This window comes from Citrobacter sp. B72 (genome assembly GCF_016894305.1).
Taxonomy (GTDB): Bacteria; Pseudomonadota; Gammaproteobacteria; order Enterobacterales; family Enterobacteriaceae; genus Citrobacter; species Citrobacter portucalensis.
On sequence record NZ_CP069802.1, the window covers coordinates 259,269 to 280,622 of the forward strand.

The following is a 21,354-nucleotide window of genomic DNA, read 5'->3' on the forward strand; positions in this document are numbered from 1 at the left end:
TGGTGCCAGCGATTTAAACGAGGACATTGTTCCGGTGTAATTACACAGTTTAGCATCATAGATTATAACCAAAAGGAAGGAGTCCTTCCCGTCTCGGGAATATTACTTTCCCGTTTGCAGTTTAAGAGACACTTAATGAGAAAGTAATAATTAAGTCATGCTCAACTCTACATTTTACATTGAGGATGGCGTAACAGGGTACGGCATACTACCGTACCCTTGTGTAGGGTTTATGTTTGAGGGAATTCTATAGCAAATGTGGCCGTGCCAGATTGACCACTTACAGCGGGAGTAACGGGATATGTGCGCTCTTCACCATTACCAAGATCCAGTGACAGCGATTTAGTTTCACCAGGCTGGACCGTAACTCCGGCAACCGTAACGCCGAACTGGGCGTTTTTCTGAACAGTCAGGGTTCCGTTTAACTGTCCGGTAATGATAGAACCGTCCTGACGACGCAACACACTGGTTCGGATGATGGCCAGCGGCGTGTTGTCCGTTGCTTTCAGTGCTACGGCTGTGGCCAGCGTCTTGAGATTATCCAGCATAATCAGGTTAGCTGGCTGGTAGGTAAAATTAAGCGTTTTAGTGGTCCGGTTACCTGATTCGTCAATAGCCAGAGCCTCCAGATGATACATCTGTCCCGATTCGTCAGTATTGGGGAAGATTCTGGGGTATTCAGGAATAAAGACATCCTTGGATAGCGGCGTGAATGCAAGGGTGACCTTTTCAGAGTTAGGTCCACCAGCGAGCTGAAGCGATATCAGGGAAGCATCCCCAGAGGCATCAGTAACGCTTATGCGTAGGTTCTCAAGCCCTTTAACCAGTTTTCCTTCTGCGTCTGCGCCATTAAAGCTGAACGCAATAACCGGAAGCGTTGAGTCAATTTTCAGCGGTGCATTAAGCGTTTTGGTTCCTGTGTTTCCAACAAGATCCGTGGCAGACACGCTAACAACCGTATAATCCCCGTCCGGTAGACCAGCGTATGAGAAAGTGGCGTTTTTGGTTTTATAATCGCTTTCACTGACAGTCACAGGCTTCAGGGTGAAAGTTTCCCCCCGGGCATTTTTAAGGGTGGCTTCGAAAACTTTGGTATCCCAGTAGCTGATGTTCCAGGCGTTGACGCGATCATTATCGGTGGCCGTCATAGTGATTGTCTTGGAGGCCTTGTTTACCTGAGCGACATTAACCACCGGTGGGTTGTTATCCCAGATAACCGTAAAATTACCAGCAAGCGCATCGAATATGCTGTCACCATCTTTTCCCGAGTAAAGATGCAGATACTCAAATCCTTTGTCACTGGTGTAGTTGAAGTTAACCGTCATCTCGCATAAACTTTGTCCGACAGGAATAGTGCAGAACCAGGCTGCATTTTTTACCGTTCTGAACTTTTGCACGTATGGTCGGGGTTCTGCGGTTACCTTTATGCGGCTAATGGTGGCGGTTTTAACGCTGATTGAGGCCTGAGTTAACCACTCACTGGTATCACTCCGGTACATCTCTTTAGCCACTATCTTCGGGGCTATTTCCATCGCCGGGGCTGGAGTGAAGTTGAGGGAGTTATGATGAATTCGTCTTACTCCTCCCGCCAGAGTCTGAAATTCATGATAAGTATCCCCCACATTTGGATATATGTATTTGAAAGTATAGATATTATAAGTGCTATCGGACGTCTGGAAATTCGAGTCCGCCCAGCCATATTTGGAACCGTTAACAGCAGTAAAGTCACTTTTCTTCCTTAATACCCGTACGGAAATAGGGTTCTGGAAGACGGTCATGCCAGACTGATAGGAGACCCATGATCCGGTAGTGGCGTCCTGCACCTGGATGATATCGTCAGGCTTAACCCGATCAATTACGCTTCGGCGGCTTAGTTCGCTCCTGTTTCCCGCTTTGTCATAAAGGTAGATCCCCACTTTATATTCAGAGCGGTTTTCCGGTGCCAGGGCATTGCTGCTTGCGTCGGCGACTTGAACGGTTACGCTACCTTCCACTGTATTAATTTCCGCTGGCTTTTTACGCTCCACTCCAGCGGCATCGGTTATGAAATATTCAGCATTAGCAAGCCCGGAACCTTTATCACTCAGTCCATTAAAGACCAGTGCCTGGACGCTGGCGTACTGCATACCGGCTGGTACTGAAGTGAAGATCGCTTCGCTGCCAAAGTTCCACCCATTTCTCGTATAACTTATGGTACCCGTTGCCGGAGGCGTTCGGTCAATTGCAAGCGGGTAATCCTGCCGGGAGACCTCCTTCCCTTGCAAGTCGGTAATCACCTCTCTGAGGGTGAAGCTATCTTCTCCCATCGCTGGTACGGTCAGAGTCTTGCCGTAATAATCAAAGCCTGTCGAAGATGTGGTACGGTCATCAACGGTAACCAGGCTGCTTTTCGTGCTCCAGATGAGGCTCCCGTCACTTTTCAGCAGACTGAGCGTAATATAACGGTCCAGACCGGAAATAACGGCAACGTCAAAGCTCGTTACCGGATTAATCCATACGGATGCAGGCGATACGGTCTTTTTAACGTTCAGGGTATCTTTAAAGCTGAATTCTGCGATTTCAGCGGAAGCTCCTGCGCTGAAACCTGCAAATGCAATAAGCAGGGCTAGTTTGATTTTCATGGGTTGTCTCCTGATCAGGTTCCCCATGATACTTTTTCAGTGTTCGTGATCTTTTCGGGAAAATAGCTATTTTTGATGTTTTTCTTTTCTGCCCGGCGGGACTTTTTTTGTTTACGTGAATGCAACAAAACCAGAAAAGTTACTTTTTGATAGGGTAAAATTAGGTTTCCCTAATTTCCAGAAGCAAGCGAAAGCAGAACTAGCTTAATAGCCATTAAGAACGCCATACCTATTGATAAATAACGCTCCTTACATTTAATGATTTGAGCATTTAAAAATGAATTAGCGAAAGAATTTTGGTTTGCTTTTTATTGCATGAGTAAAACAGTATTAATAATCCGGAGCCATTAGAACGTACTCTAAAGACTCCGGTATACAGATATCTTGCCAGTAAAAATGGCCTTACTCCTCATCATCCCCCAGCGCTTTTTTGATGGCGCGGCGGCGGGCTGCATCACCTACACGATATCCGACTGAATATACGTCATTCAACCGGCGCAGAATAAGATTTATTTCCTCATCCTGAATGTAGGCAGGTAAACACAGAACCACGTCGCCATCTTCATCATAGACTCGAACAACTTCCTTCTGCCCATCTCGCTCGCGAATAATCTGGACATGCTGAACCCTGGTGTATTCTGGGTTTACGCTCATTTTAAGTATCTCTCTGTAATTGTTGTTACCAGTTAGCTATAAGCCGGATAATTCTGGTATTCAGTGTTCTGCACAGCAATCGCCTGCTCGTGGATCATTGACACTGCCAGGCGGGCTTTAACTCGCTTGCTGGTGAGAAAACGCTTCACTTCTTTAAGTTCGCTGCCAGCCGACAGCATATTGAAGACATGCTGTTTGAGACTGTTGTTATTTTTGGCCACTTGTTTCTCCATCATCTTTGTACATGGTTATTTCAGGCTGGCCTGCCAGATCACACACGTTATCCATATGCTTTTGGACCCAGTCTGTTAGACCCAGACCTTCGGCCTTTGCCTGATTGACGTAACGCAGTTTACGTTCAGGGGTAACCCGCATCTGTAGTTGTGCCGTCGCTGGAACCGCCTCTTTCAGGGCGTTAAGGCCCCTCTGATCACGGGCCTGAATTGATGGTTTACCGCTAGGCATCTGATGTATCGCTCTCCCGGCGAGCGGTGGACAGCTCTATTTCTTTTGCGATAGCTTTATCTATGGCATCCAGCTGCATGGCAAACTTGATTTCAAGCGAACAGCGTAATGCCTTCAGGGCGCGTTCTTTGGTGCTGTATTGTGGTATGCCGTTCTGGCTACCATTCATGCCTCGCATGCGGCGGGAGGTTGCATCGACAACCTCTCCCTCTTCCCGTGTGCCGTGAACCGTAGTTCCGCTCCATGTCGGATAAACAGTGCCAGTGGCGGTGTTGAAGCTCCAGCCGTTTTGGTATTCCCCCGAGACCTCTGGTACGGGCATATCGCGTTCAACGCCATAGTCAGACCAGCGTAAAGCGCGGTTTATTCTGGCCTGTGCCACCAGCTCATCATACGCGGCTTGTTCTTTTTTATTCATCGCCATTTAGGGCAATCTCCTTAGAGGGGAATTAGGTGTTATATCGGTACGTAAGTGCTTTTCAGGCCTAATCTCTGACAAGGCCTGATGTGCCAGACTGCCGTTGCATTCACCGTTTTATGGCGGTTGACAGAGCCTCATTAAGAGCCGCAATTAGCTCAGGCGAAGTCGGCTCCAGATTTTTGGAAGCGTTCAGCAGCTCCTGAAGTGAAGAGATTTCCTTTGGCTCCACCTGGTTTGTTTCAGGTGCCGTTTTTTGCACTTCATCCAGTGTACGCTGTGCACCGTTATCCAGCACCAGCACCCCCCCGGCACGAATTTCTGAAATGGTGCGCAACGTATACATCAATTTATCCCAGACACGGCTACCAACCTCGAACCCGGAATCAGCTACTTTTTCTTCATTATGCTTTTGAAAAATTTCTTCTAACCAAGTGGTGAAGCGCTTTCCAAAAGTATTGGCGGCTAAAGAAGTGCAGGAATAAACCTGTTCGACCTGTTTTGTTCCATTTTTATCAGTGAATGTAATGAGACCGATTCGGCGGTGATGCTGCCAACTTACTGATTTAGTGTATGATGGTGTTTTTGAGGTGCTCCAGTGGCTTCTGTTTCTATCAGCTGTCCCTCCTGTTCAGCTACTGACGGGGTGGTGCGTAACGGCAAAAGCACCGCCGGACATCAGCGCTATCTCTGCTCTCACTGCCGTAAAACATGGCAACTGCAGTTCACTTACACCGCTTCTCAACCCGGTACGCACCAGAAAATCATTGATATGGCCATGAATGGCGTTGGATGCCGGGCAACCGCCCGCATTATGGGCGTTGGCCTCAACACGATTTTCCGCCATTTAAAAAACTCAGGCCGCAGTCGGTAACCTCGCGCATACAGCCGGGCAGTGACGTCATCGTCTGCGCGGAAATGGACGAACAGTGGGGATACGTCGGGGCTAAATCGCGCCAGCGCTGGCTGTTTTACGCGTATGACAGGCTCCGGAAGACGGTTGTTGCGCACGTATTCGGTGAACGCACTATGGCGACGCTGGGGCGTCTTATGAGCCTGCTGTCACCCTTTGACGTGGTGATATGGATGACGGATGGCTGGCCGCTGTATGAATCCCGCCTGAAGGGAAAGCTGCACGTAATCAGCAAGCGATATACGCAGCGAATTGAGCGGCATAACCTGAATCTGAGGCAGCACCTGGCACGGCTGGGACGGAAGTCGCTGTCGTTCTCAAAATCGGTGGAGCTGCATGACAAAGTCATCGGGCATTATCTGAACATAAAACACTATCAATAAGTTGGAGTCATTACCGATTCGGCCACTGTTAACAGTGTAAAAGCGAGGTTGAAAGCCAGCTTTGAGAAGGTTTTCAATAGCTGAAAAAAAATCTTTTTTGAGCATCGGTTTCAAAATGGTTTTCCTTTTATGCCCGGTGCCGCCGGGGCGGTGGCGTTAAATATACGCCATGTAAGTAAATTAATTTATACCCATTTGATTGTCAATACAAACAAAAAAACAAACCATGTTTATTATTTTATCAACGATGCTATTTTAAAGTCCGTCTAAAATAAAAAACCAAAAAGTTAAATTTGAAGCCGTCCTTCCTAAATTCATTTCTTGCGCATATTAGCACCCTGCTTTAAGTAAATAATTTTTGAAAAAGTTGTCTGGAGGTTATTAGCTCGTGCATCTGGATTGGTAATATAAAGCCAACACAGAAAAGGAAAACAAAATGTATAAATTAGTATCTCCTCGTGAACTGACTGAGATTATTACCGGTTTACTGCTTAAACCTGAACTCCTTGGTGAGCTGGACTCACCAGAAAAGCATCGGATGTTTATGGCAGATTTAGGCCGCGTGGTGGCCGAACATTGTGGAGGTCTGGTAAACAGCGTCGTCTTGCCAGGAACAGAAGTTACAGTGTCGGATGGGTTACCGCTTAATGGCCAGCCGGTACGTTATCTCGGAATCAAAGAGAACATCCCTCACCTCCTTGTAGAGCCTGATGCTTCCTTACCTTCGCTCGCTAAAAAGTAAGCGTGCAGCGAGAACCGTATTGACGGGGAGGTGTTATTCAGTTGGCAATGCTACGCGGCAGGGGAGCAGTTCGCTGACCCGGTTTATCGGCCAGTCAGCAATGACGTCAAGGACATAGCGGAGGTAGCTTTCTGGCTCCACACCGTTCAGTTTGCACGTCCCGATCAGGCTGTACAGCAACGCGCCGCGCTCACCTCCGTGATCCGAACCGAAGAACAGCCAGTTTTTTCGACCCAGGCTGACCGTCCGCAGAGCATTTTCAGCGATGTTGTTATCTGCTTCCGCCCAGCCATCGTCTGCATAGTACGTCAGGGCCGGCCACTGGTTCAGGGCGTATGCGAACGCTTTCGCCAGTTCTGAGTGTCGCGACAGGGTTTTCATCTTTTCACGCAGCCAGCTTTCCAGTGATTTCAGCAGTGGCTTCGTTTTCTGCTGACGTTCGGCAAGGCGCTGTTCTGCCGGTATTCCCCTTATTTCCGCCTCGATGATATACAACTCGCCGATACGCTTCAGGGCTTCATCCGTCAGCGCCGATGGCGTTCGGACATGCACATCGTGGATTTTTCGGCGGGCGTGAGCCCAGCAGGCGGCTTCCATTATCCGGCCATTGCGGTAAAGCTCGTTGAACCCGGCGTATGCATCCGCCTGCAGCACACCGCTGAAGCCGGCAAGATGGGTCTGCGGGTGGATGCCTTTTCTGTCCGGGCTATAGGCGAACCACACGGCCGGTGCCAGCGCTGACCCGGCGTTGCGGTCGTCGCGAACGTATGTCCACAACCGCCCGGTCTTCGTCTTCTTATTACCCGGCAACAGCACCTGCACCGGGGTATCATCGGCATGGAGTTTGCCATCGGTCAGGACATAGTCCTGAAGCGCCTCTTCCAGCGGTGACAGCAGCCGGCAGCATGCATCCACCCAGCCCGACAGCAGTGAACGGCTCAGGTCCACACCCTGGCGACCGTATATTTCTGACTGACGATACAGCGGGGTATGCTCTGCATACTTTGAACTCAGCACGCGCGCCAGCAGCCCCGGCCCGGCGATACCCCGCTCGATGGGGCGTGAAGGCGCGGGGGCCTGCACGATGGCGTCGCATTTTGTGCAGGCGTGTTTTTCCCGCACGGTCCGGATAACCCTGAAGGCGCTGCGCATCAGCTCCAGCTGTTCGGCGGCATCTTCGCCCAGGTAACTCAACGCACCGCCGCAGTCCGGGCAGCATGCCTCTGCCGGCAGCAGCCGTTTTTCGTCACGGGAGAGTGATGCGGGGAACGGTTTGCGGGTGCGGGTCTGACGCAACGGACGCTGCACTGTCGGGTCATCCACCCGACCGGTCAGAGCATCGCTTTCTTTCTGCAGCCGGTTCAGGTCGGCTTCCATCTGTGCGATGCGGCGGGAGACCTTTTCGGAACGACTGCCGAAGTTCATCCGGCGAAGTTTATCCAGCTGCGCCTGCAGCTTGTCTATTTCGCGCTCCCGGTTGCTCAGCTTTTCCTGCAGGGCGTGGATCAACGCTTCCTGTTCAGCCAGGCGCTGTTTCAGCAGAAGGATGTCGTCAGAAGAGGTGTCGTTCATAAGCCCGCATTTTACCAGGCTTATTCTGCAACAACCAGGATAAAGAGGCCTACAGCATGGTCAGGGAGGTCAGCAACCGCTTCGGCTGTCGCCAGTCGATGCCTTCCAACAACATTGCCAGCTGCGCCGGTGTCAGGAACACTTTGCCATCGCGGGCTGACGGCCAGGCGAAGCGCCCGCGCTCCAGCCGTTTGGTCAGCAGGCACAGCCCGTCTCCGGTAGACCACAGCAGTTTGACCTGACTGCCACTGCGGCCCCGGAAGATGAAGACGTGGCCGGACATCGGATCATCTTTCAGCGCCGTCTGCACTTTTGCAGCCAGCCCGTTGAAGCCGTTGCGCATGTCGGTGATACCGGCAACCAGCCAGATCTTGGTCCCGGAAGGTAACGGGATCATCACTTCAGTTCCTGTATCAGCAGAGTCAGGAGCTTTTCGCTGACCGTACCATTAAGGCGGAGCGTCCCGTGCCGGAACGTTACCTCACAGCTGATACTGAGAGCCTCCGGGCCCTCAGCGGTTAGTTCTGGCTGTACGGAGGTGGCATCGAGAGTCACAGGGAGTAGCTGAGGACTCTCTGAGGAAGGTAACAGCAGCTTTCCCTCACGCCATTGTTGGCGCCATTTGAACAACAGATTGGCGTTAATGCCATTTTCAAGCGCCAGTTTTGAGATGGATATCCCGGGTTCACAGGAGGCAGCTACGAGCTGCTTTTTAAACTCAGGAGAATAATTAGGGCAGCCCTTACGCCTGCCGGGAGTCATATTTTTCTGCATATCTGACACTTTGGTTCCCACTACTTATTTGGTGGACACCACTTTGTCGTATGCTTCAGATTATGACCAGACGGCTCTCGCTGGACGCTTACGCTAAAAACGTCTGGATGTATGCAGATCCTGAAGGCTGGAAAGAACATTTTGGAGCTGAGGAAGACTGCCTTACTCCTGAAATGATGCAGCTGTTCCGTAAAGGTATCCAGGCTCTTCAGAAAGAGCATGACACCCCTGAAATTAGCCTCACACTTCAGGACTGGCGCCTGGAGGAGGAAACACTGCCAGAAGAGGACAGTCAGGCCTATCAGGTCAGCGTTACCGGCCAACATAACATCCACTGTGAAGTTGTTAACAAGGAAGGTAACCCCTGTTTTGGTGTCATGTTCGAAATCGATCAGGGTGTGCCTGCCTTACACATCAACACCGGCGGGGATATGTTGCTCCACATTCATTGCGCCCATAACGGACTCGTTCTGACCCCTGATGCAAGCGGTCAGCGATTTGATAAGGCTCCCGTTGACCGCTTCTCTTATAACAGCCCATCCCTGCTGTTGTCTGCCGACTAACCAAGGCCAAATCTGAATTGTCCCGTTTAAGTAACCAACCCGCTGCCGCCAGGCGGGTAAATCCTCTTAATGGAGTTTTAATGCAAATCTCAACTGAAGTTCTGAACGTCTTATCTCGCTGCCGTGCTGAAGGGAACTTTCTTTTCCTGGCCGACCAGCTCGACCGCAGCATTTATGTTAAGACAAACAAAGTGCTCGAAGCCGCCGGTGGCAAATGGAACCGAAAAGAGCAGGCACATATTTTTACGGCGGATGCAGCTGAGCGTATCGAGCAAATCATTCTGACAGGTTCGGTTGACATCCCACGAGATCTGTTCAATTTCTTCCCTACACCTGAGAATTTAGTCACAGATATGGTTCTACGCGCTGAACCAGCTGCCGGGGAGCGTGTACTGGAGCCAGAGTTTGGTGATGGCCGCATTCTGAAAGCCTTAAAACTGGCGGCTCCGGATGCATTGATTACCGGGATCGAATTGAACGATGAGCGATTCCTTGCAGTGAAGAACGATAGTGTCCTTAGCACAGGAGTCGAGCTGGTGCATACCGACTTTCTTGGGTACCAGCCCGATGAAACTTTTGATGTTATCGTTATGAATCCACCATTCCTTAAACGCTCTGACGTTAAACAAGTCATGCATGCCATCGCAATGCTCGCTAAGCGAGGTCGCTTACAGGCCATTCTGTCAGCTGGGGTATTGTTCCGGGAAGACACACTGACAAAAGCGCTCAGGGAGCGAGTCAAACAACTTGGCGGACAAATTTCGCCTCTTCCGGATGATACATTTAGGGAGTCCGGAACAAAGGTCAAAACAGCCCGCCTTGAAATTGATCTTCGCCGCTAACTGACAAGCAACCGGAAAGAAATCTTAATACGAGTAGCCGGTTAAAGTTACCTGACCGGCTTAACTGACTAAATCAATAAAGAGTGAACAGAAATGACGCATACTGCCGTTTCTCAGGCTAATAGTGCTTTGCAGCTACCCACGGTGGAGCATGTCTACGCTCTTCTGAAAGCAAATTGTAAACCTGACCGCTTTGACGGGCGTGACGGACCCGTGTGGGGCCAGGAATACTCGTGGAATCTGGCAAAAGATCGCTTACAGGATCTGGAGAAATACGGTAAGGCATATGTCTCCCGTCATGAAGACCGTATGGGGGAAGGATTTAGTTTTGGTCCTGACCTGTTAATTATTCGCTAACGCTCCTAATGCCTGATGATATGGTAAGCACAACTGGAAAAATATGTTTTCAAAGCCTATGACCACTTTCACACCAGAACGTATTGAACAAATTTTGGAATTTGCCGAGGGTAGTAACCCAAGCGAAGCAATGAGTCTCAGAGCTGACGAAGTTGCTGTACTGGCACGTATTGGAAAGGCAGTTATGTCGATTGCGCCTGTTTATCAGTGCGAGTTTTGCCACCATGACGCAACCGGGCAACTTCAGTGGCACTGGGAAGATGTGAACAAAGCTTTTTATGATAAATACGATCCAGACAGACGCGGAAGACGTCGAATCCTCTATACCGCCCCGCCGATGCCTTTAGTTTCGGCTGACCTGCTTAACATGGCTTCATCTGCTATTGAAGACTTGCTCACTAACAAAGACAGAAGTGGTGCGGGAATGTGGAATGACATTCCAGAACAGCTACGACGCGCAGCAGAACTGGTAATGGATAATAGCCGGGCCGCTGAAACAGAAGCGATGCTGATGCGTCTTTATGTAGAATGTGACACAGGTGAGCGCAGGGGCAACGGCACTCAATCTGGCGTAGCAATGCCTTCTTGGCAAACCGTTGAAGAGGCACGTGTGTTGCTAGGGGTGAAATGATGCAGTTCTCGCCAGGGCAGTTTGTAATTCACAACAAGAAGCGCCTTGCGGAACGAAGGTAGACGTACTGACTGAGGTTCACTCCCCTCTCGACTGGTGGCGTAATGCCGCCAGGTTTTGATTCATATATGCCGTCCGTTAACGCATTTATATCTGACATACCTAATTTATCCTGATTCTTTTTTACACAAAGTAAAAGCATCACTTAATGCGATATGTGGATGCCGATAGTTTCAGGCTAATGTTATAAGTTTTGCAATCGTTGCCAGTTTGGACACCACAGAAATGTCAGATGTAATTCCAAAAAGAAAGATTTCCGTCCTGAACGCACAATAAGGTTTGTCGAAAGGCAAATTATAGATTTGTAATTTCGAGCACCATATGGAGAAGTTTTTTATACTTTTACGAACATAGTGACCTTTAGGAAAAGCTTAAAATAACACCAAACCTAAAGGGGAATAAGAATGAAACATCTCGCTTTTATTACTGCTGTAGCCGGACTCGGTATGTCTGTTCAGGCCCCAGCTCAGATATATGAATCGGCCTTTAAAGACACGAACGGTATTGAGATCCACGCCCCGTCTTCTCGTCTTATGCTTAATCCGGCATCACCGGTAACTTTGACACTTATTTCAGGTCTTGATCGTTTCGTTAATGTCAAAGTCACGAAAGACACTGGAACTGTCATTCTTAATACTACGACTACACGGACGGGTGTATCAGACCGACTAACAGCTGCTGACGGTAGTGAGTTCTACGGCAAAAAAGTAACTTTGCCTGCTTTGGGTGAAGGCAAATTTGTCGTTCAGATAAACGTGTTAGATCTCAATCAGAAGCCTGTAGCGACCTATAACTATAACTGGCTAATTGATGTCACCCCTCCAGCGGCAAATGCTCTTACCGCTAATACTGGTTCTGGCTCTACCGCTGGTGACGTGTGGAAGCTTGGATTAGAGGCAACGGGGCAGTATGACTTCACCTCTTCGGGCGTAAGTGATGCAAATGGTATTGATAAGGGCCTAATATATATTTACAGGCAGGACGGTAGCCTCTACAGCACTACACAGATGCAGTATGACGTATCCGGCCAAAAGATGTACCACACTTACTCTAAGAATTCAGTTAAGGGAACCGGAATACCAGACAGCAACCTGGATGAAGACTTTACTGCAAAAGTTGTTATCTTCGATAACGCAGGTAATAGCCGAACGCTGCCAACTCAAAAATTTCGCTACGACAACACGCTGGGTGAGATGACACTGTGGGCCGTTCATGATCCAAATACGTCTTCCAGCGTCGTACCCGGGGTTTCTAATTATCCGGCTTACAAAGCCGGTATGGTCGTTAACGAAAACCCTATTCGATTAGTCTACCGGATCCCAAAATCTAACTACCGTGCTTATTCAGAAGGTGGGCTTCAGTTCATCAATCAATATTCCGCCCCCAAAGAGATAGCTGTAGACAGCACTTATGCTTATGTTGAAATGACTCTTCCCTATGGCTCAATTAATGGGGATATGGCTCGTATGGCGAACTTTGGCCAGTGGGGAGGGTATTATCCGTCATACAGCCTCGTTCTAAACCCATCTGCAAACCAAACGCCTGCATTTGCGGGTACCTGGGTAGATTTCCTCGATGATAAGGGGAACTGGGTTAAGTGGAAGGATTTTGAGAGTGTGGCTTCATCACGACTGCCAATTAAAATTTCCCGACTTCGTTTTAACGTTGAAGCCCGGCCCTTTGCACAAGAGATCGGCGGTAAGGCGACCTGCACCATTCCGGCAGGAAAAACCTCGTGTGAAGCGCCTGAGACGTTTGATATGGCCTTGGGTACCCAGGGCTACAATAGGATCCTTTACTTCGTTCGCAGCATCAGCAATCCCATTTTGCGGTCTGAGCAATGGATTATGACACGCTGGAACAATAAACAACTGCCGGTAATAAACTCGATATCATATGACGAGACTAACAAGCAGCTGGATGTACTGGCGTCACTTGAAGGCGATGGTAACTGGTTCGACTCGGTCTCATTGAGGGAATTTTATCTTTCCGATAAGAACACCGGTACCCGGATGTCACCCACAGGCGTAATCAAATCTCGTATCTCAGGTAACTACACGATTGCTTATGATTTATCCCGTCAGTCTGAAGGAAAATACAACGTTGAGGTCAACATCAGGGACTTCTTCCAGAACCAGACCAATAAAACTTTCGGAGAAATTGCTCTGGATAACACTCCTCCGACAGTGGCCATAACATTCGACGGAAAGCCGGTAAAAGACGATACGGTAGTGTACGGCCTGGAGAACCTCAGGATCGCTCTGGCAGATAATCTGACAACCCCGAGGATAACCCGTCTTCAGCTCGTAGGTGGCCCCACAGCTGATAACGTTGAGCTTACGTGGTCACCGGCAGGCAAAGATACATACATGCCTGAGTATCCGAGGCTGTTCCCAAATTTCGAACCATCTGAAAATTATTCAATTAGCGTAACAGTTGCCGATAGTCAGTCGAATACCAAAACCTATACTCAGAAGTTCAGTTATCTACCGAATAACCTTGTGCAGTTACATAATCTACGCACATTATCGGTCAGTTCGCCTCTCAAAACGACAGATGGCGTACCCCTTGCGTACCTGTCCACTAACGTTCTGCGTAAGACAAATGGAGAAATTGCTAAAGGGGTCCAGAACGCAACGCTGACTGTGCGGAAGGATGCAGCCTTCGGTATTAAATTTAACGGGGCACAGGCGGCTCCAGGTGAGTCAGTTGAGGTGCAAATAGATATGGGCCAGGGGGATAATCTTCTGTTACCCGTTTATCCTTCCGAAAATGGGAAAGTTGGCACCTCAGAATTCATGATTCAGATCGACGAGTTGAAGTAACTACCCGGAGCCGACAGTAAAACTGACGGCTTCAATTTTACTGCCCTCCTTGACTCCGATCAGCCAGTACGTCTTCAGAGATTCGCAAGGAAGAACCGAAAGAAAAGTTACTTTAATCGTACGTTTCCAGCGATGCTTTTAAAAGACAATGCACACTCGTTGATTACGACAATGGGAGTGAGTGTCGAAACCCTTGAGTAAGGATACCCGGTAAATATACAGCCCCGGGGATCCTCTTCCTTCAACCGGGGATGACAACGGTAGTGAGTCCGGCAACTCACTCCCGTTGTCACTTCTCTGACATATCGTCATACGAGCTTACTCAAGTGCATCCACAAAGATGGGATCGTTTTGAATCTAAACTGGTACTGGTTAGCCAGTCACTTGCATCTATTCCCCCGTCGATACTTAAGTGACAATTGTAGTGATCTGCAATACTGGTGTCTCAGAAACACTGACGACGGTAGAGACTCAATACCCTAACCCCTGACAACAGGAGTGAGCTTAGAGGTGTTACGCTGCTGTCACTTAATGCTTGGGAATTGCCTGACTCACAACCATTGTCATCCGGAGCTACTGATTAACGTTGAACCGCTGGACTTTAATGACAGTGGTAGTGATGGATAGGCTCATTTCCATTGTCGTCATTTTATCGGACAAGCCTCTTCGTCCTACAGGTTTAAGCTGACAATGGTAGTGATTGGATGATCTCACTACTGTTGTCACTCAGTTCTTTGAGCGGACCCTTCCCTCGGTTGGTCGGCATTAACAACGGTAGTGACTCGATTGGCTCACTGCCATTGTCATCGTGTAAATGACGTACCTTATCAGCTCAGCTGAAAGCAATGACAACGGAAGTGACTCTAATTGCTCACTGCCATTGTCGTCGTGTCTATTGAGAGCCTTATCAGTGCACCTGAAAAGCAATGACAACGGTAGTGATTCTAATGGCTCACTACCGTTGTCACCGTGTGTATTGAGAGGATGGTCCACTTAACTGGACGTCTATGACAATGGTAGTGACTTTAATAGCTCACTACCATTGTCGGCGTGTGAATTGAGAGGATGATCAGCTCAGCTGTACGGCCATGACAATAGTAATGACTTAATGAGCTCACTACCGTTGTCACCCTGTTAATTAAGAGGCTCATCTGCTCTTCTGGAAGGCTATGACAACGGAAGTGACTTGCTGGGCTCAGTGCCATTGTCGCCGTATGAATTGAGAGGATCATCCGCTCTTCTGGATGGCAATGACAACGGTAATGACTTAATAGGCTCACTACCGTTGTCATCCTGTAAGTTAAGAGGTTGATCTGCTCAACGGGACGACTATGACAACGGTAGTGACTTGCTGGGCTCACTACCATTGTCACCCTGTGAATTGAGAGGTAGATCCGCTTAACCAGACGTCCATGACAACGGTAGTGACTTTCTGGGCTCAATACCGTTGTCACCCTGTGATTTAAGAGGTTGACCCGCTCTACTGGACGGCCATGACAACGGTAGTCACTTTCTGGGCTCACTACCGTTGTCGCCACATAGAATGAGAGGAGCATCAGCTCAGCTGAACGGCAATGACTACAGTAATGAGCTGGATGAAGCATAACCATTGACATCTGGCCCAACCGGAAGCCGTATTCGCCAATCCAATCGAGATTCACAATGGCCGTGACTCGCCGCATTAAGTTCCGGTGTCCTCCCAAAGCTGAACGCACACTCGGAGGACAATGACAATGCCAGTAAGGTACACATCATTACCATTGTCACTATAGCTACCAGAGAAGCCGGGATTTGAATGTCGATGGTAGTGAGTGGGTCAACTCACTGCCATTGTCACCCCGTTACGATATTTTCCGTTGGATGTACTGGCCAATGAAGTAAAGCGTAGAAACCGGGTGTTAACAGGTGACTCAGGAGAAAGCGTTGAATTCGCAATCTCGATCTACATAGGGTGGTAGAGAACAATGACAACGGTAATGACTTTTGACTCATTACCGTTGACGTGAAAGAGCGGGCTGGGACTAACGAAAATCGAAGAAGTAATTTAGCACCCGGAGCCTGAACCGCCGGGTTAACTTTAGCTGGCGTTGCTGTTCTTTTTCTGGCTTCGAAGACTACGAATATAGCGCAGTTCTTCAGCGGTTAAATCATGGACGGTAAGAACATCATCGCCGTCTATCGGGTCAGCTGGTGGGCATAACTCACCTTCTAAAACAGAAGACCCTGAGTTCTCTTCTTCATCTTCAACCACTTCTAAAGGAGGCTGAGTATTGTTCAAATTCAGATCGGGATCCCGCTTATGAATCTGGAAGTATACTTTTCCGTCTTTCTTAATTTCGGTGTACTGGAGGTATCCTATCGATGCCAACTCTTCAAGAGCCTTTCTCACGGTAGCATTCTGACTATTTGCTCGTGTTTTGAGGTTCAGACGATTTTTCAGCCGAGTAAGGGATATCGGTATAGGATTTGGCGGTAATGACTCTATGAACGTATAGAGAGCCTGGGCGCTTTCCTTCTTGGCCAACTCCTTAATTGCCTTCAGCTGCATCAAAACCTTATGATCGTATTGATAGAGCTCGAAAATCTTAGGATCAACCTGAAGGACAACCTGATCTGATTCCGGGTCTAACAGGGCAGACTGTACCAGATGCGTTGTATAGACTTTGGACGAGTTATTACTGGTGAACGACAAGGTAACGGATGCTAACCTGCGTAAGGAGGCGTCTATACGTTTTCTGGACGCTGTAGATGAGCGATAATTTTCAGGCGTACATAGCTTGAGGAATTCAGTGAATTTTAAGCTTATCGTGTCATTGTTAATCGGATGATTGGCATAGGTTCGAATGATGCCCATCCACGTCTTAAAATCTACTGACATATCAAGACGCTCACCGACAATTGAAATATTGGTGAACCCCTCGCTCTCCATTAAAGAGAGCGTCTGTAACTCTTTCGTTGCGTCAAAGCCAACCGTTTTATATTCCCGATTTTGACGCCCCACACTCTTTGGTGATGGGACGAACAGCCCGAGCCGCATCAAAGCAATAGACTGCACCGTACGGTTGCTGTTAGGACGCAAAATGATGTCTTTACCTGATTCTTTCTCTCTAACAGAGAAAGCCCTGGTGACCAGGTCCTGCTGCTCAGTATCTTTCTCTTTAGTCATAATAAGTTATCACTGAATGTGTAAACAGATTGGTGAATAGTAAGCCCCAGCGAACTCTATGTCACTGGATGGATCATTGTGATGATCCATATCTGTGCATAAGTTCTACCTAAAAAAACGACTCCACTCATTAAAACTTGGCAAAAACTCTTTGCATACAATGACCTGCAACTCTTATCAACAACGGATCAGATCAAGTTAAAAAGATCTAATGAAAAGTCACTACTATTGTCGCTCTGATCACTACTGATGTCAAAAAACTCATTACCAACGTTATAATAATCACTACCAATGTCAAAATAATCACTACTGTTGTCACTGATCACGTCTCAGGCCTTGTGCCGTCTGGCCTGGAGGCAGCGGGGATCTCTTTTGATCTATCAGGAACACTAAGGTACTAATTATTGGAACTACCTTGTGGAAAATGGGGATAAATAAATGCTTAGTTCTTATACAGGTCTCAACTTGCCTCCCTGATAAAAACTGTCGTCAAAGCTAAATCACAGCCACAGGCATTTTCGGTGGATAAATTTTTGAGAAATAGAAGCATACATGCAGACTCGTGTCGCAAGTAATTGAAAGTAATAATTTATTTAAATAATGCGAGTCACCTTACCTTACAGTGGAAGTTTAAGTCTAACCTCACTACCATTGTCACTTAAAATCATTACCAACGTCGAAATAGTCTCTACCATTGTCTTTTAAGTCACTCCCGTTGTCACTTATGTCGCTACTGTTGTCAGTGACAATGCTCCAGCCCAGTAACCATGCGGCCTACAGCGTACCGGGATCTTCTTTGTACTCTCTGGCACCTTTGGGATCATTTATTGGATCTACATGAGGGATAAAATCTTTTGACGATTTCGTAGTGCAGTTATACCAGCGACTTAGCAAGACAAAAGCTGCAATTTAGTGACGAGTTACTAGTCTGCCCAACAAGAGCAATGCAGAGAAGATATGTGGTGAAATGACCATGGTAGTGAGTCTAATCACTACCATGGTCCGCAGTAAGCGTTACTTACGCAATGAACGTCGGACTGATTTGCAACAACATGGGCTACGGCGCATCAGAAGACGGCCGTTGTGCTTCAGCAAAACAGCCCTGCTTTATTTTAATTCTTCAATGTTAATCATGAACTCAGATCTGCCTGTAAGGCCGGATACAGCAGGGAAAATAGGAAAGCTACGGCTGTCCCCGAGCCCCAAATCCAGTTGAAGCTCTTTGCTTTCACCTGGCATCGCAGAAACACCATTTACAGTCACGCCGAATGCAGCGTCCTTACGGACAGTAAGCACTGCGTCCTGAAGCCCTGTAGCGATTGAACCATCCTTTTTACGCAGCTGGCTGGCATACAGAACAGCCAGAGGAGTATTGTCAGATGTTTTGAGAGAAGCATTGACAGCTAAGGTTTTCAGATTCTCTAGCCTGACGAGATTGTTTGGAAGGTAGTTAAATTCGACTGAGCTTTCTTTAACGTTGTTCATCTCATCTTTGGCCTGAACTGTGAGAGTGTATGTTTCGCCTTCATTAAGAGACGGAAAGATCTTGGGATAATTAGGTGCATACAGGTTGTTTCCCAGATTCACCCAAGACAATTCCACCGCATCAGAAACAGGGCCACCGCGAAGAGTCATACGGCTTAAGGATGGTTTAGTTAGAGCATCGGTGAGCTGTATACGGACGTTCTCCAGCCCATATACTGTTACGTTTTTGCTGATCGGTTTTCCTTCGTAGCTAATACTTACAGATGGTGCTGTATTATCAACGACAACAGTTTGATAAGGGAGGTTACCGGTATTGTTGAATGTATCTTGGGCATTAATTACCACGTTATAACTGCCTTCTGGTACCTCTTTCATGTTGAACTCATACGTGTAGTTCCCAGACGCCATATTTCTACCTGTTTGTTTGCCGGTTACGCTTATTTCTGCGTTGTTACGGTTTTTATCTGACAACCAAACTCGATTTACATAAACATGGTCGAAATATGAACCATCTCCAGGTTGATTCACGTAAACCTGGAGAATGTTGGTGGTTTCAATGTAATCAAATCCAGTGACGGAGGGACCCAGTGTATGCCAGGCTATATTCTCCCATATAGGGGCAAAGAAGGTTGCTTCGGTGGTTGACCTTACTTCATAGCCACTATGAAGATAGCCGGTAGTGCCATTTATAATATCCTGGGGCAAAGAGACGGTACAGGTTGTTGAGCCAGCTGGAATACTGCATGTTGCTCCGCCAGTGATTTTTTGATCATATGGCCTAGCCTGTACATTGAACCGGATATTAGTAAGTTTTATAGGCATATCAGATGCCTTGAACAGGTTCCAGTTTACGCTGTTGAACCATGTTCCATCAGCCTTTTGTCGTTCTATGGGTGAACTTCCCCAAGCCGGACTCTTTACAGAGGCAGGATCCCAGTTGAGCCAGCTGGCATACTGACCAAGATCTCCTCCAGACCATTGATATGTATTCACAGGTCTATAGTAGTTTCCATCTAAGGCACCCTGTGGCAGCTTAACTTCCACGTAGACATAGGTGGCATCTTCGGAAAGGACCTGTACTCCGCCATAGTTATTGGTAATGCTCATGCCACCATTTCGATATGGCTTCCAGTTAGTTCTTGGGATACGTATAACCAACTTGTAGGGGTTTTCCAGCACTGTAAGGCCTCGTTTAAACGGGACGTATCCCGAAGAAATGCCGGGTACAACACTGGTGCTTACACGTGAGTCATGAACTGCAAATGGCGTAAATTCTCCCATTTGATCGTCATATAAAAAGTAAGCGTGCAGTGAGAACCGTATTGACGAAGTGAAGCTGGTCAGGCAGGCAGAGTAACCCGCCACGGGAGCAGAGCACCCACCCGGTTCACAGGCCAGTCGGCGATGACATCAAGTACATAATGCAGATAGCGTTCCGGATCCACGCCGTTTAATTTGCACGTCCCGATAAGACTGTACAGTGACGCACCGCGCTCACCACCATGATCCGAGCCGAAGAACAGCCAGTTTTTTCTCCCCAGACTGACCCGTCGTAGGGCGTTTTCGGCAATGTTATTATCCACCTCCACCCAGCCATCTTCTGCATAGCGGATCAGCGCCGGCCACTGGTTCAGCGCATACCCGAACGCCTTCGCCAGTTCTGAGTGCCTTGAGAGGGTTTTCTGTTTCTCCCGCAGCCACCCCTCCAGTGACGCCAGCAGCGGCAGCACTTTTTGGTGCCGGACTGCCTGCCGTTCCTCTGCTCTTTTACCTCTGATCTCCGACTCGATGGCATACAGCTCGCCGATCCGTTTCAGCGCCTCCTCCGTCAGGACTGACGGGGTACGGACGTGAACATCGTGGATTTTTCGGCGGGCATGGGCCCAGCACGCGGCTTCCTTTATATGGCCGTCGCGGTAGAGCTCGTTGAACCCGGCGTAGGCATCAGCCTGCAGTACGCCACTGAAGCCTGCAAGATGGGTCTGAGGGTGGATACCTTTTCTGTCCGGGCTGTAAGCGAACCACACTGCGGGGGCCAGCGCTGATCCGGCGTTGCGGTCGTCTCGAACGTACGTCCATAAGCGCCCGGTCTTCGTCTTCTTATTGCCCGGCAACAGCACCGGGACAGGCGTATCGTCAGCATGGAGTTTGCCGTCGGTCAGGACATAGTGCTGAAGGGCTTCATCCAGCGGTGCCAGCAGACGACAACACGCATCCACCCAGCCCGACAGTACAGAACGACTCAACACTACACCCTGGCGGGCATAGATCTCCGACTGGCGATACAGCGGTGTGTGCTCTGCATACTTTGAGGTCAGCACTCGGGCCAGCAGCCCCGGTCCGGCGATCCCCCGTTCGATGGGGCGCGAAGGAGCCGGGGCCTGAACGATGCGATCGCACCGACGGCAGGCATGCTTTTCACGGACTGTCCGGATAACCCGGAAGGCGCTGCGCATCAGCTCCAGCTGTTCGGCGGCATCCTCACCCAGGTAACTCAGCGAACCACCGCACTCCGGGCAACGCGGCTCAGTCGGCAGCAGCCGCTTCTCATCCCGTGGGAGTGACTCAGGGAACGGTTTGCGGGTGCGGGTCTGACGCAGCGGGCGCTGCACTGCCGGGTCATCCACCCGGCCGGTCAGCGTATCGCTTTCCTGCTGCAGCAGGTTCAGGTCAGCTTCCATTTGCGCGATACGGCGGGATACCTTTTCGGAACGACTGCCGAAGTTCATCCGGCGCAGCTTATCCAGTTGCGCCTGCAGATGGTCTATTTCGCGTTCCCGGTTGCTCAGCTTTTCCTGCAGGGCGTGGATCAACGCTTCCTGTTCGGCCAGGCGCTGTTTCAGCAGAAGGATGTCGTCAGAAGAGGTATCGTTCATAAGCCTG

General features: G+C 48.9%; 18 protein-coding genes. 7 read left to right on the plus strand and 11 right to left on the minus strand.

Translation table 11 applies throughout. The annotated features are described in order from the left end of the window. Positions 1–230: 230 nt before the first annotated feature. The 5 genes from JQN59_RS25480 to JQN59_RS27100 all read right to left on the minus strand — a co-directional run bounded on the left by JQN59_RS25480 (position 231) and on the right by JQN59_RS27100 (position 4,504). Complete coding sequence (locus JQN59_RS25480) at positions 231–2,621, minus strand: Ig-like domain-containing protein (RefSeq protein ID WP_176556462.1); 2,391 nt, start codon at positions 2,619–2,621, stop codon at positions 231–233. 402 nt (positions 2,622–3,023) lie between these two features. Beyond that, positions 3,024–3,275 carry a hypothetical protein gene (locus tag JQN59_RS25485; protein WP_000115760.1) on the minus strand — a complete coding sequence of 84 codons (252 nt, stop codon included), beginning with the start codon at positions 3,273–3,275 and terminating at the stop codon, positions 3,024–3,026. Positions 3,276–3,307: 32 nt separating this feature from the next. After that, a complete protein-coding gene (locus JQN59_RS25490; protein WP_001107529.1) occupies positions 3,308–3,496 on the minus strand; it encodes a hypothetical protein in 189 nt (62 codons plus the stop codon). 236 nt (positions 3,497–3,732) lie between these two features. Beyond that, a complete protein-coding gene (locus tag JQN59_RS25495) occupies positions 3,733–4,164 on the minus strand; it encodes a hypothetical protein (protein WP_001251242.1) in 432 nt (143 codons plus the stop codon). 103 nt (positions 4,165–4,267) lie between these two features. After that, the gene (locus tag JQN59_RS27100; protein ID WP_000288449.1) at positions 4,268–4,504 is read right to left on the minus strand and encodes a hypothetical protein; all 237 of its coding nucleotides are present in this window, start codon (positions 4,502–4,504) and stop codon (positions 4,268–4,270) included. A 252-nt stretch (positions 4,505–4,756) separates the two neighbouring features. Between JQN59_RS27100 and JQN59_RS25505 the strand changes: the two genes are divergently transcribed. Next, a protein-coding gene (locus tag JQN59_RS25505) for an IS1-like element IS1B family transposase (protein ID WP_095033700.1) occupies positions 4,757–5,454 on the plus strand; the annotation gives its coding sequence in 2 pieces (ribosomal slippage) (positions 4,757–5,006 and positions 5,006–5,454; 699 coding nt in all). A gap of 436 nt (positions 5,455–5,890) precedes the next feature. Then, positions 5,891–6,196: a hypothetical protein gene (locus JQN59_RS25510; protein WP_239484233.1), complete on the plus strand. Its 306-nt coding sequence runs from the start codon at positions 5,891–5,893 to the stop codon at positions 6,194–6,196. 33 nt (positions 6,197–6,229) lie between these two features. On the opposite strand, the gene tnpC (JQN59_RS25515) is transcribed toward JQN59_RS25510, so the two are convergent. The 3 genes from tnpC (JQN59_RS25515) to tnpA are packed head-to-tail and all read right to left on the minus strand — an operon-like array spanning position 6,230 to position 8,542. Next, the gene (gene tnpC, locus JQN59_RS25515; protein WP_042922208.1) at positions 6,230–7,768 is read right to left on the minus strand and encodes an IS66 family transposase; all 1,539 of its coding nucleotides are present in this window, start codon (positions 7,766–7,768) and stop codon (positions 6,230–6,232) included. Between the two features lie 49 nt (positions 7,769–7,817). Next, positions 7,818–8,165, minus strand: coding sequence for an IS66 family insertion sequence element accessory protein TnpB (gene tnpB / locus JQN59_RS25520; protein WP_042922210.1), 348 nt, complete (start codon positions 8,163–8,165; stop codon positions 7,818–7,820). Continuing rightward, complete coding sequence (gene tnpA / locus JQN59_RS27300; protein WP_042922212.1) at positions 8,165–8,542, minus strand: IS66-like element accessory protein TnpA; 378 nt, start codon at positions 8,540–8,542, stop codon at positions 8,165–8,167. Before tnpA ends, tnpB begins: the two co-directional genes overlap by 1 nt. A 62-nt stretch (positions 8,543–8,604) precedes the next feature. Here tnpA and JQN59_RS25530 point away from each other — a divergent pair, with 62 nt between their 5' ends. From JQN59_RS25530 to JQN59_RS25550, 5 genes are all read left to right on the plus strand, one after another. Next, positions 8,605–9,105, plus strand: a complete 501-nt coding sequence (locus JQN59_RS25530; RefSeq protein WP_239484234.1) for a hypothetical protein — start codon at positions 8,605–8,607, stop codon at positions 9,103–9,105. 80 nt (positions 9,106–9,185) lie between these two features. Next, positions 9,186–9,947, plus strand: coding sequence for a methyltransferase (locus JQN59_RS25535; protein WP_001167418.1), 762 nt, complete (start codon positions 9,186–9,188; stop codon positions 9,945–9,947). A gap of 93 nt (positions 9,948–10,040) precedes the next feature. Next, positions 10,041–10,304 (plus strand): hypothetical protein, encoded by a 264-nt coding sequence (locus JQN59_RS25540; RefSeq protein WP_000149862.1) that lies wholly within the window; start codon positions 10,041–10,043, stop codon positions 10,302–10,304. A gap of 43 nt (positions 10,305–10,347) precedes the next feature. Then, entirely contained in the window at positions 10,348–10,935 is a 588-nt protein-coding gene (locus JQN59_RS25545; protein WP_000491820.1) for a hypothetical protein, read from the plus strand. Between the two features lie 464 nt (positions 10,936–11,399). Then, entirely contained in the window at positions 11,400–13,820 is a 2,421-nt protein-coding gene (locus JQN59_RS25550; RefSeq protein WP_000681217.1) for an Ig-like domain-containing protein, read from the plus strand. 2,077 nt (positions 13,821–15,897) lie between these two features. Here JQN59_RS25550 and repHI2 read toward each other — a convergent pair. The 3 genes from repHI2 to tnpC (JQN59_RS25565) all read right to left on the minus strand — a co-directional run bounded on the left by repHI2 (position 15,898) and on the right by tnpC (JQN59_RS25565) (position 21,347). Further along, positions 15,898–16,986, minus strand: coding sequence for an IncHI-type plasmid replication initiator protein RepHI2 (repHI2, locus tag JQN59_RS25555; RefSeq protein WP_000159528.1), 1,089 nt, complete (start codon positions 16,984–16,986; stop codon positions 15,898–15,900). Between the two features lie 1,107 nt (positions 16,987–18,093). Continuing rightward, on the minus strand, positions 18,094–19,752 hold the full coding sequence (locus tag JQN59_RS25560; RefSeq protein WP_239484235.1) for an Ig-like domain-containing protein: 1,659 nt from the start codon (positions 19,750–19,752) through the stop codon (positions 18,094–18,096). Positions 19,753–19,811: 59 nt separating this feature from the next. After that, positions 19,812–21,347, minus strand: coding sequence for an IS66 family transposase (tnpC, locus tag JQN59_RS25565; protein ID WP_032430836.1), 1,536 nt, complete (start codon positions 21,345–21,347; stop codon positions 19,812–19,814). Between the last annotated feature and the right edge of the window lie 7 nt (positions 21,348–21,354).

What these genes read in the sequence shown, in the direction of transcription:
- JQN59_RS25530 (WP_239484234.1), top strand. Translation starts at nt 8,605, where the DNA reads ATGACCAGACGGCTCTCGCTGGACGCTTACGCTAAAAACGTCTGGATG.
- JQN59_RS25545 (WP_000491820.1), top strand. Translation starts at nt 10,348, where the DNA reads ATGTTTTCAAAGCCTATGACCACTTTCACACCAGAACGTATTGAACAA.
- JQN59_RS25480 (WP_176556462.1), bottom strand. Translation starts at nt 2,621, where the DNA reads ATGAAAATCAAACTAGCCCTGCTTATTGCATTTGCAGGTTTCAGCGCA.
- JQN59_RS25535 (WP_001167418.1), top strand. Translation starts at nt 9,186, where the DNA reads ATGCAAATCTCAACTGAAGTTCTGAACGTCTTATCTCGCTGCCGTGCT.
- tnpA (WP_042922212.1), bottom strand. Translation starts at nt 8,542, where the DNA reads ATGCAGAAAAATATGACTCCCGGCAGGCGTAAGGGCTGCCCTAATTAT.
- JQN59_RS25560 (WP_239484235.1), bottom strand. Translation starts at nt 19,752, where the DNA reads ATGGGAGAATTTACGCCATTTGCAGTTCATGACTCACGTGTAAGCACC.
- tnpC (WP_032430836.1), bottom strand. Translation starts at nt 21,347, where the DNA reads ATGAACGATACCTCTTCTGACGACATCCTTCTGCTGAAACAGCGCCTG.
- JQN59_RS25540 (WP_000149862.1), top strand. Translation starts at nt 10,041, where the DNA reads ATGACGCATACTGCCGTTTCTCAGGCTAATAGTGCTTTGCAGCTACCC.
- tnpB (WP_042922210.1), bottom strand. Translation starts at nt 8,165, where the DNA reads ATGATCCCGTTACCTTCCGGGACCAAGATCTGGCTGGTTGCCGGTATC.
- JQN59_RS25510 (WP_239484233.1), top strand. Translation starts at nt 5,891, where the DNA reads ATGTATAAATTAGTATCTCCTCGTGAACTGACTGAGATTATTACCGGT.
- JQN59_RS25495 (WP_001251242.1), bottom strand. Translation starts at nt 4,164, where the DNA reads ATGGCGATGAATAAAAAAGAACAAGCCGCGTATGATGAGCTGGTGGCA.
- tnpC (WP_042922208.1), bottom strand. Translation starts at nt 7,768, where the DNA reads ATGAACGACACCTCTTCTGACGACATCCTTCTGCTGAAACAGCGCCTG.
- JQN59_RS27100 (WP_000288449.1), bottom strand. Translation starts at nt 4,504, where the DNA reads ATGTATACGTTGCGCACCATTTCAGAAATTCGTGCCGGGGGGGTGCTG.
- JQN59_RS25485 (WP_000115760.1), bottom strand. Translation starts at nt 3,275, where the DNA reads ATGAGCGTAAACCCAGAATACACCAGGGTTCAGCATGTCCAGATTATT.
- repHI2 (WP_000159528.1), bottom strand. Translation starts at nt 16,986, where the DNA reads ATGACTAAAGAGAAAGATACTGAGCAGCAGGACCTGGTCACCAGGGCT.
- JQN59_RS25550 (WP_000681217.1), top strand. Translation starts at nt 11,400, where the DNA reads ATGAAACATCTCGCTTTTATTACTGCTGTAGCCGGACTCGGTATGTCT.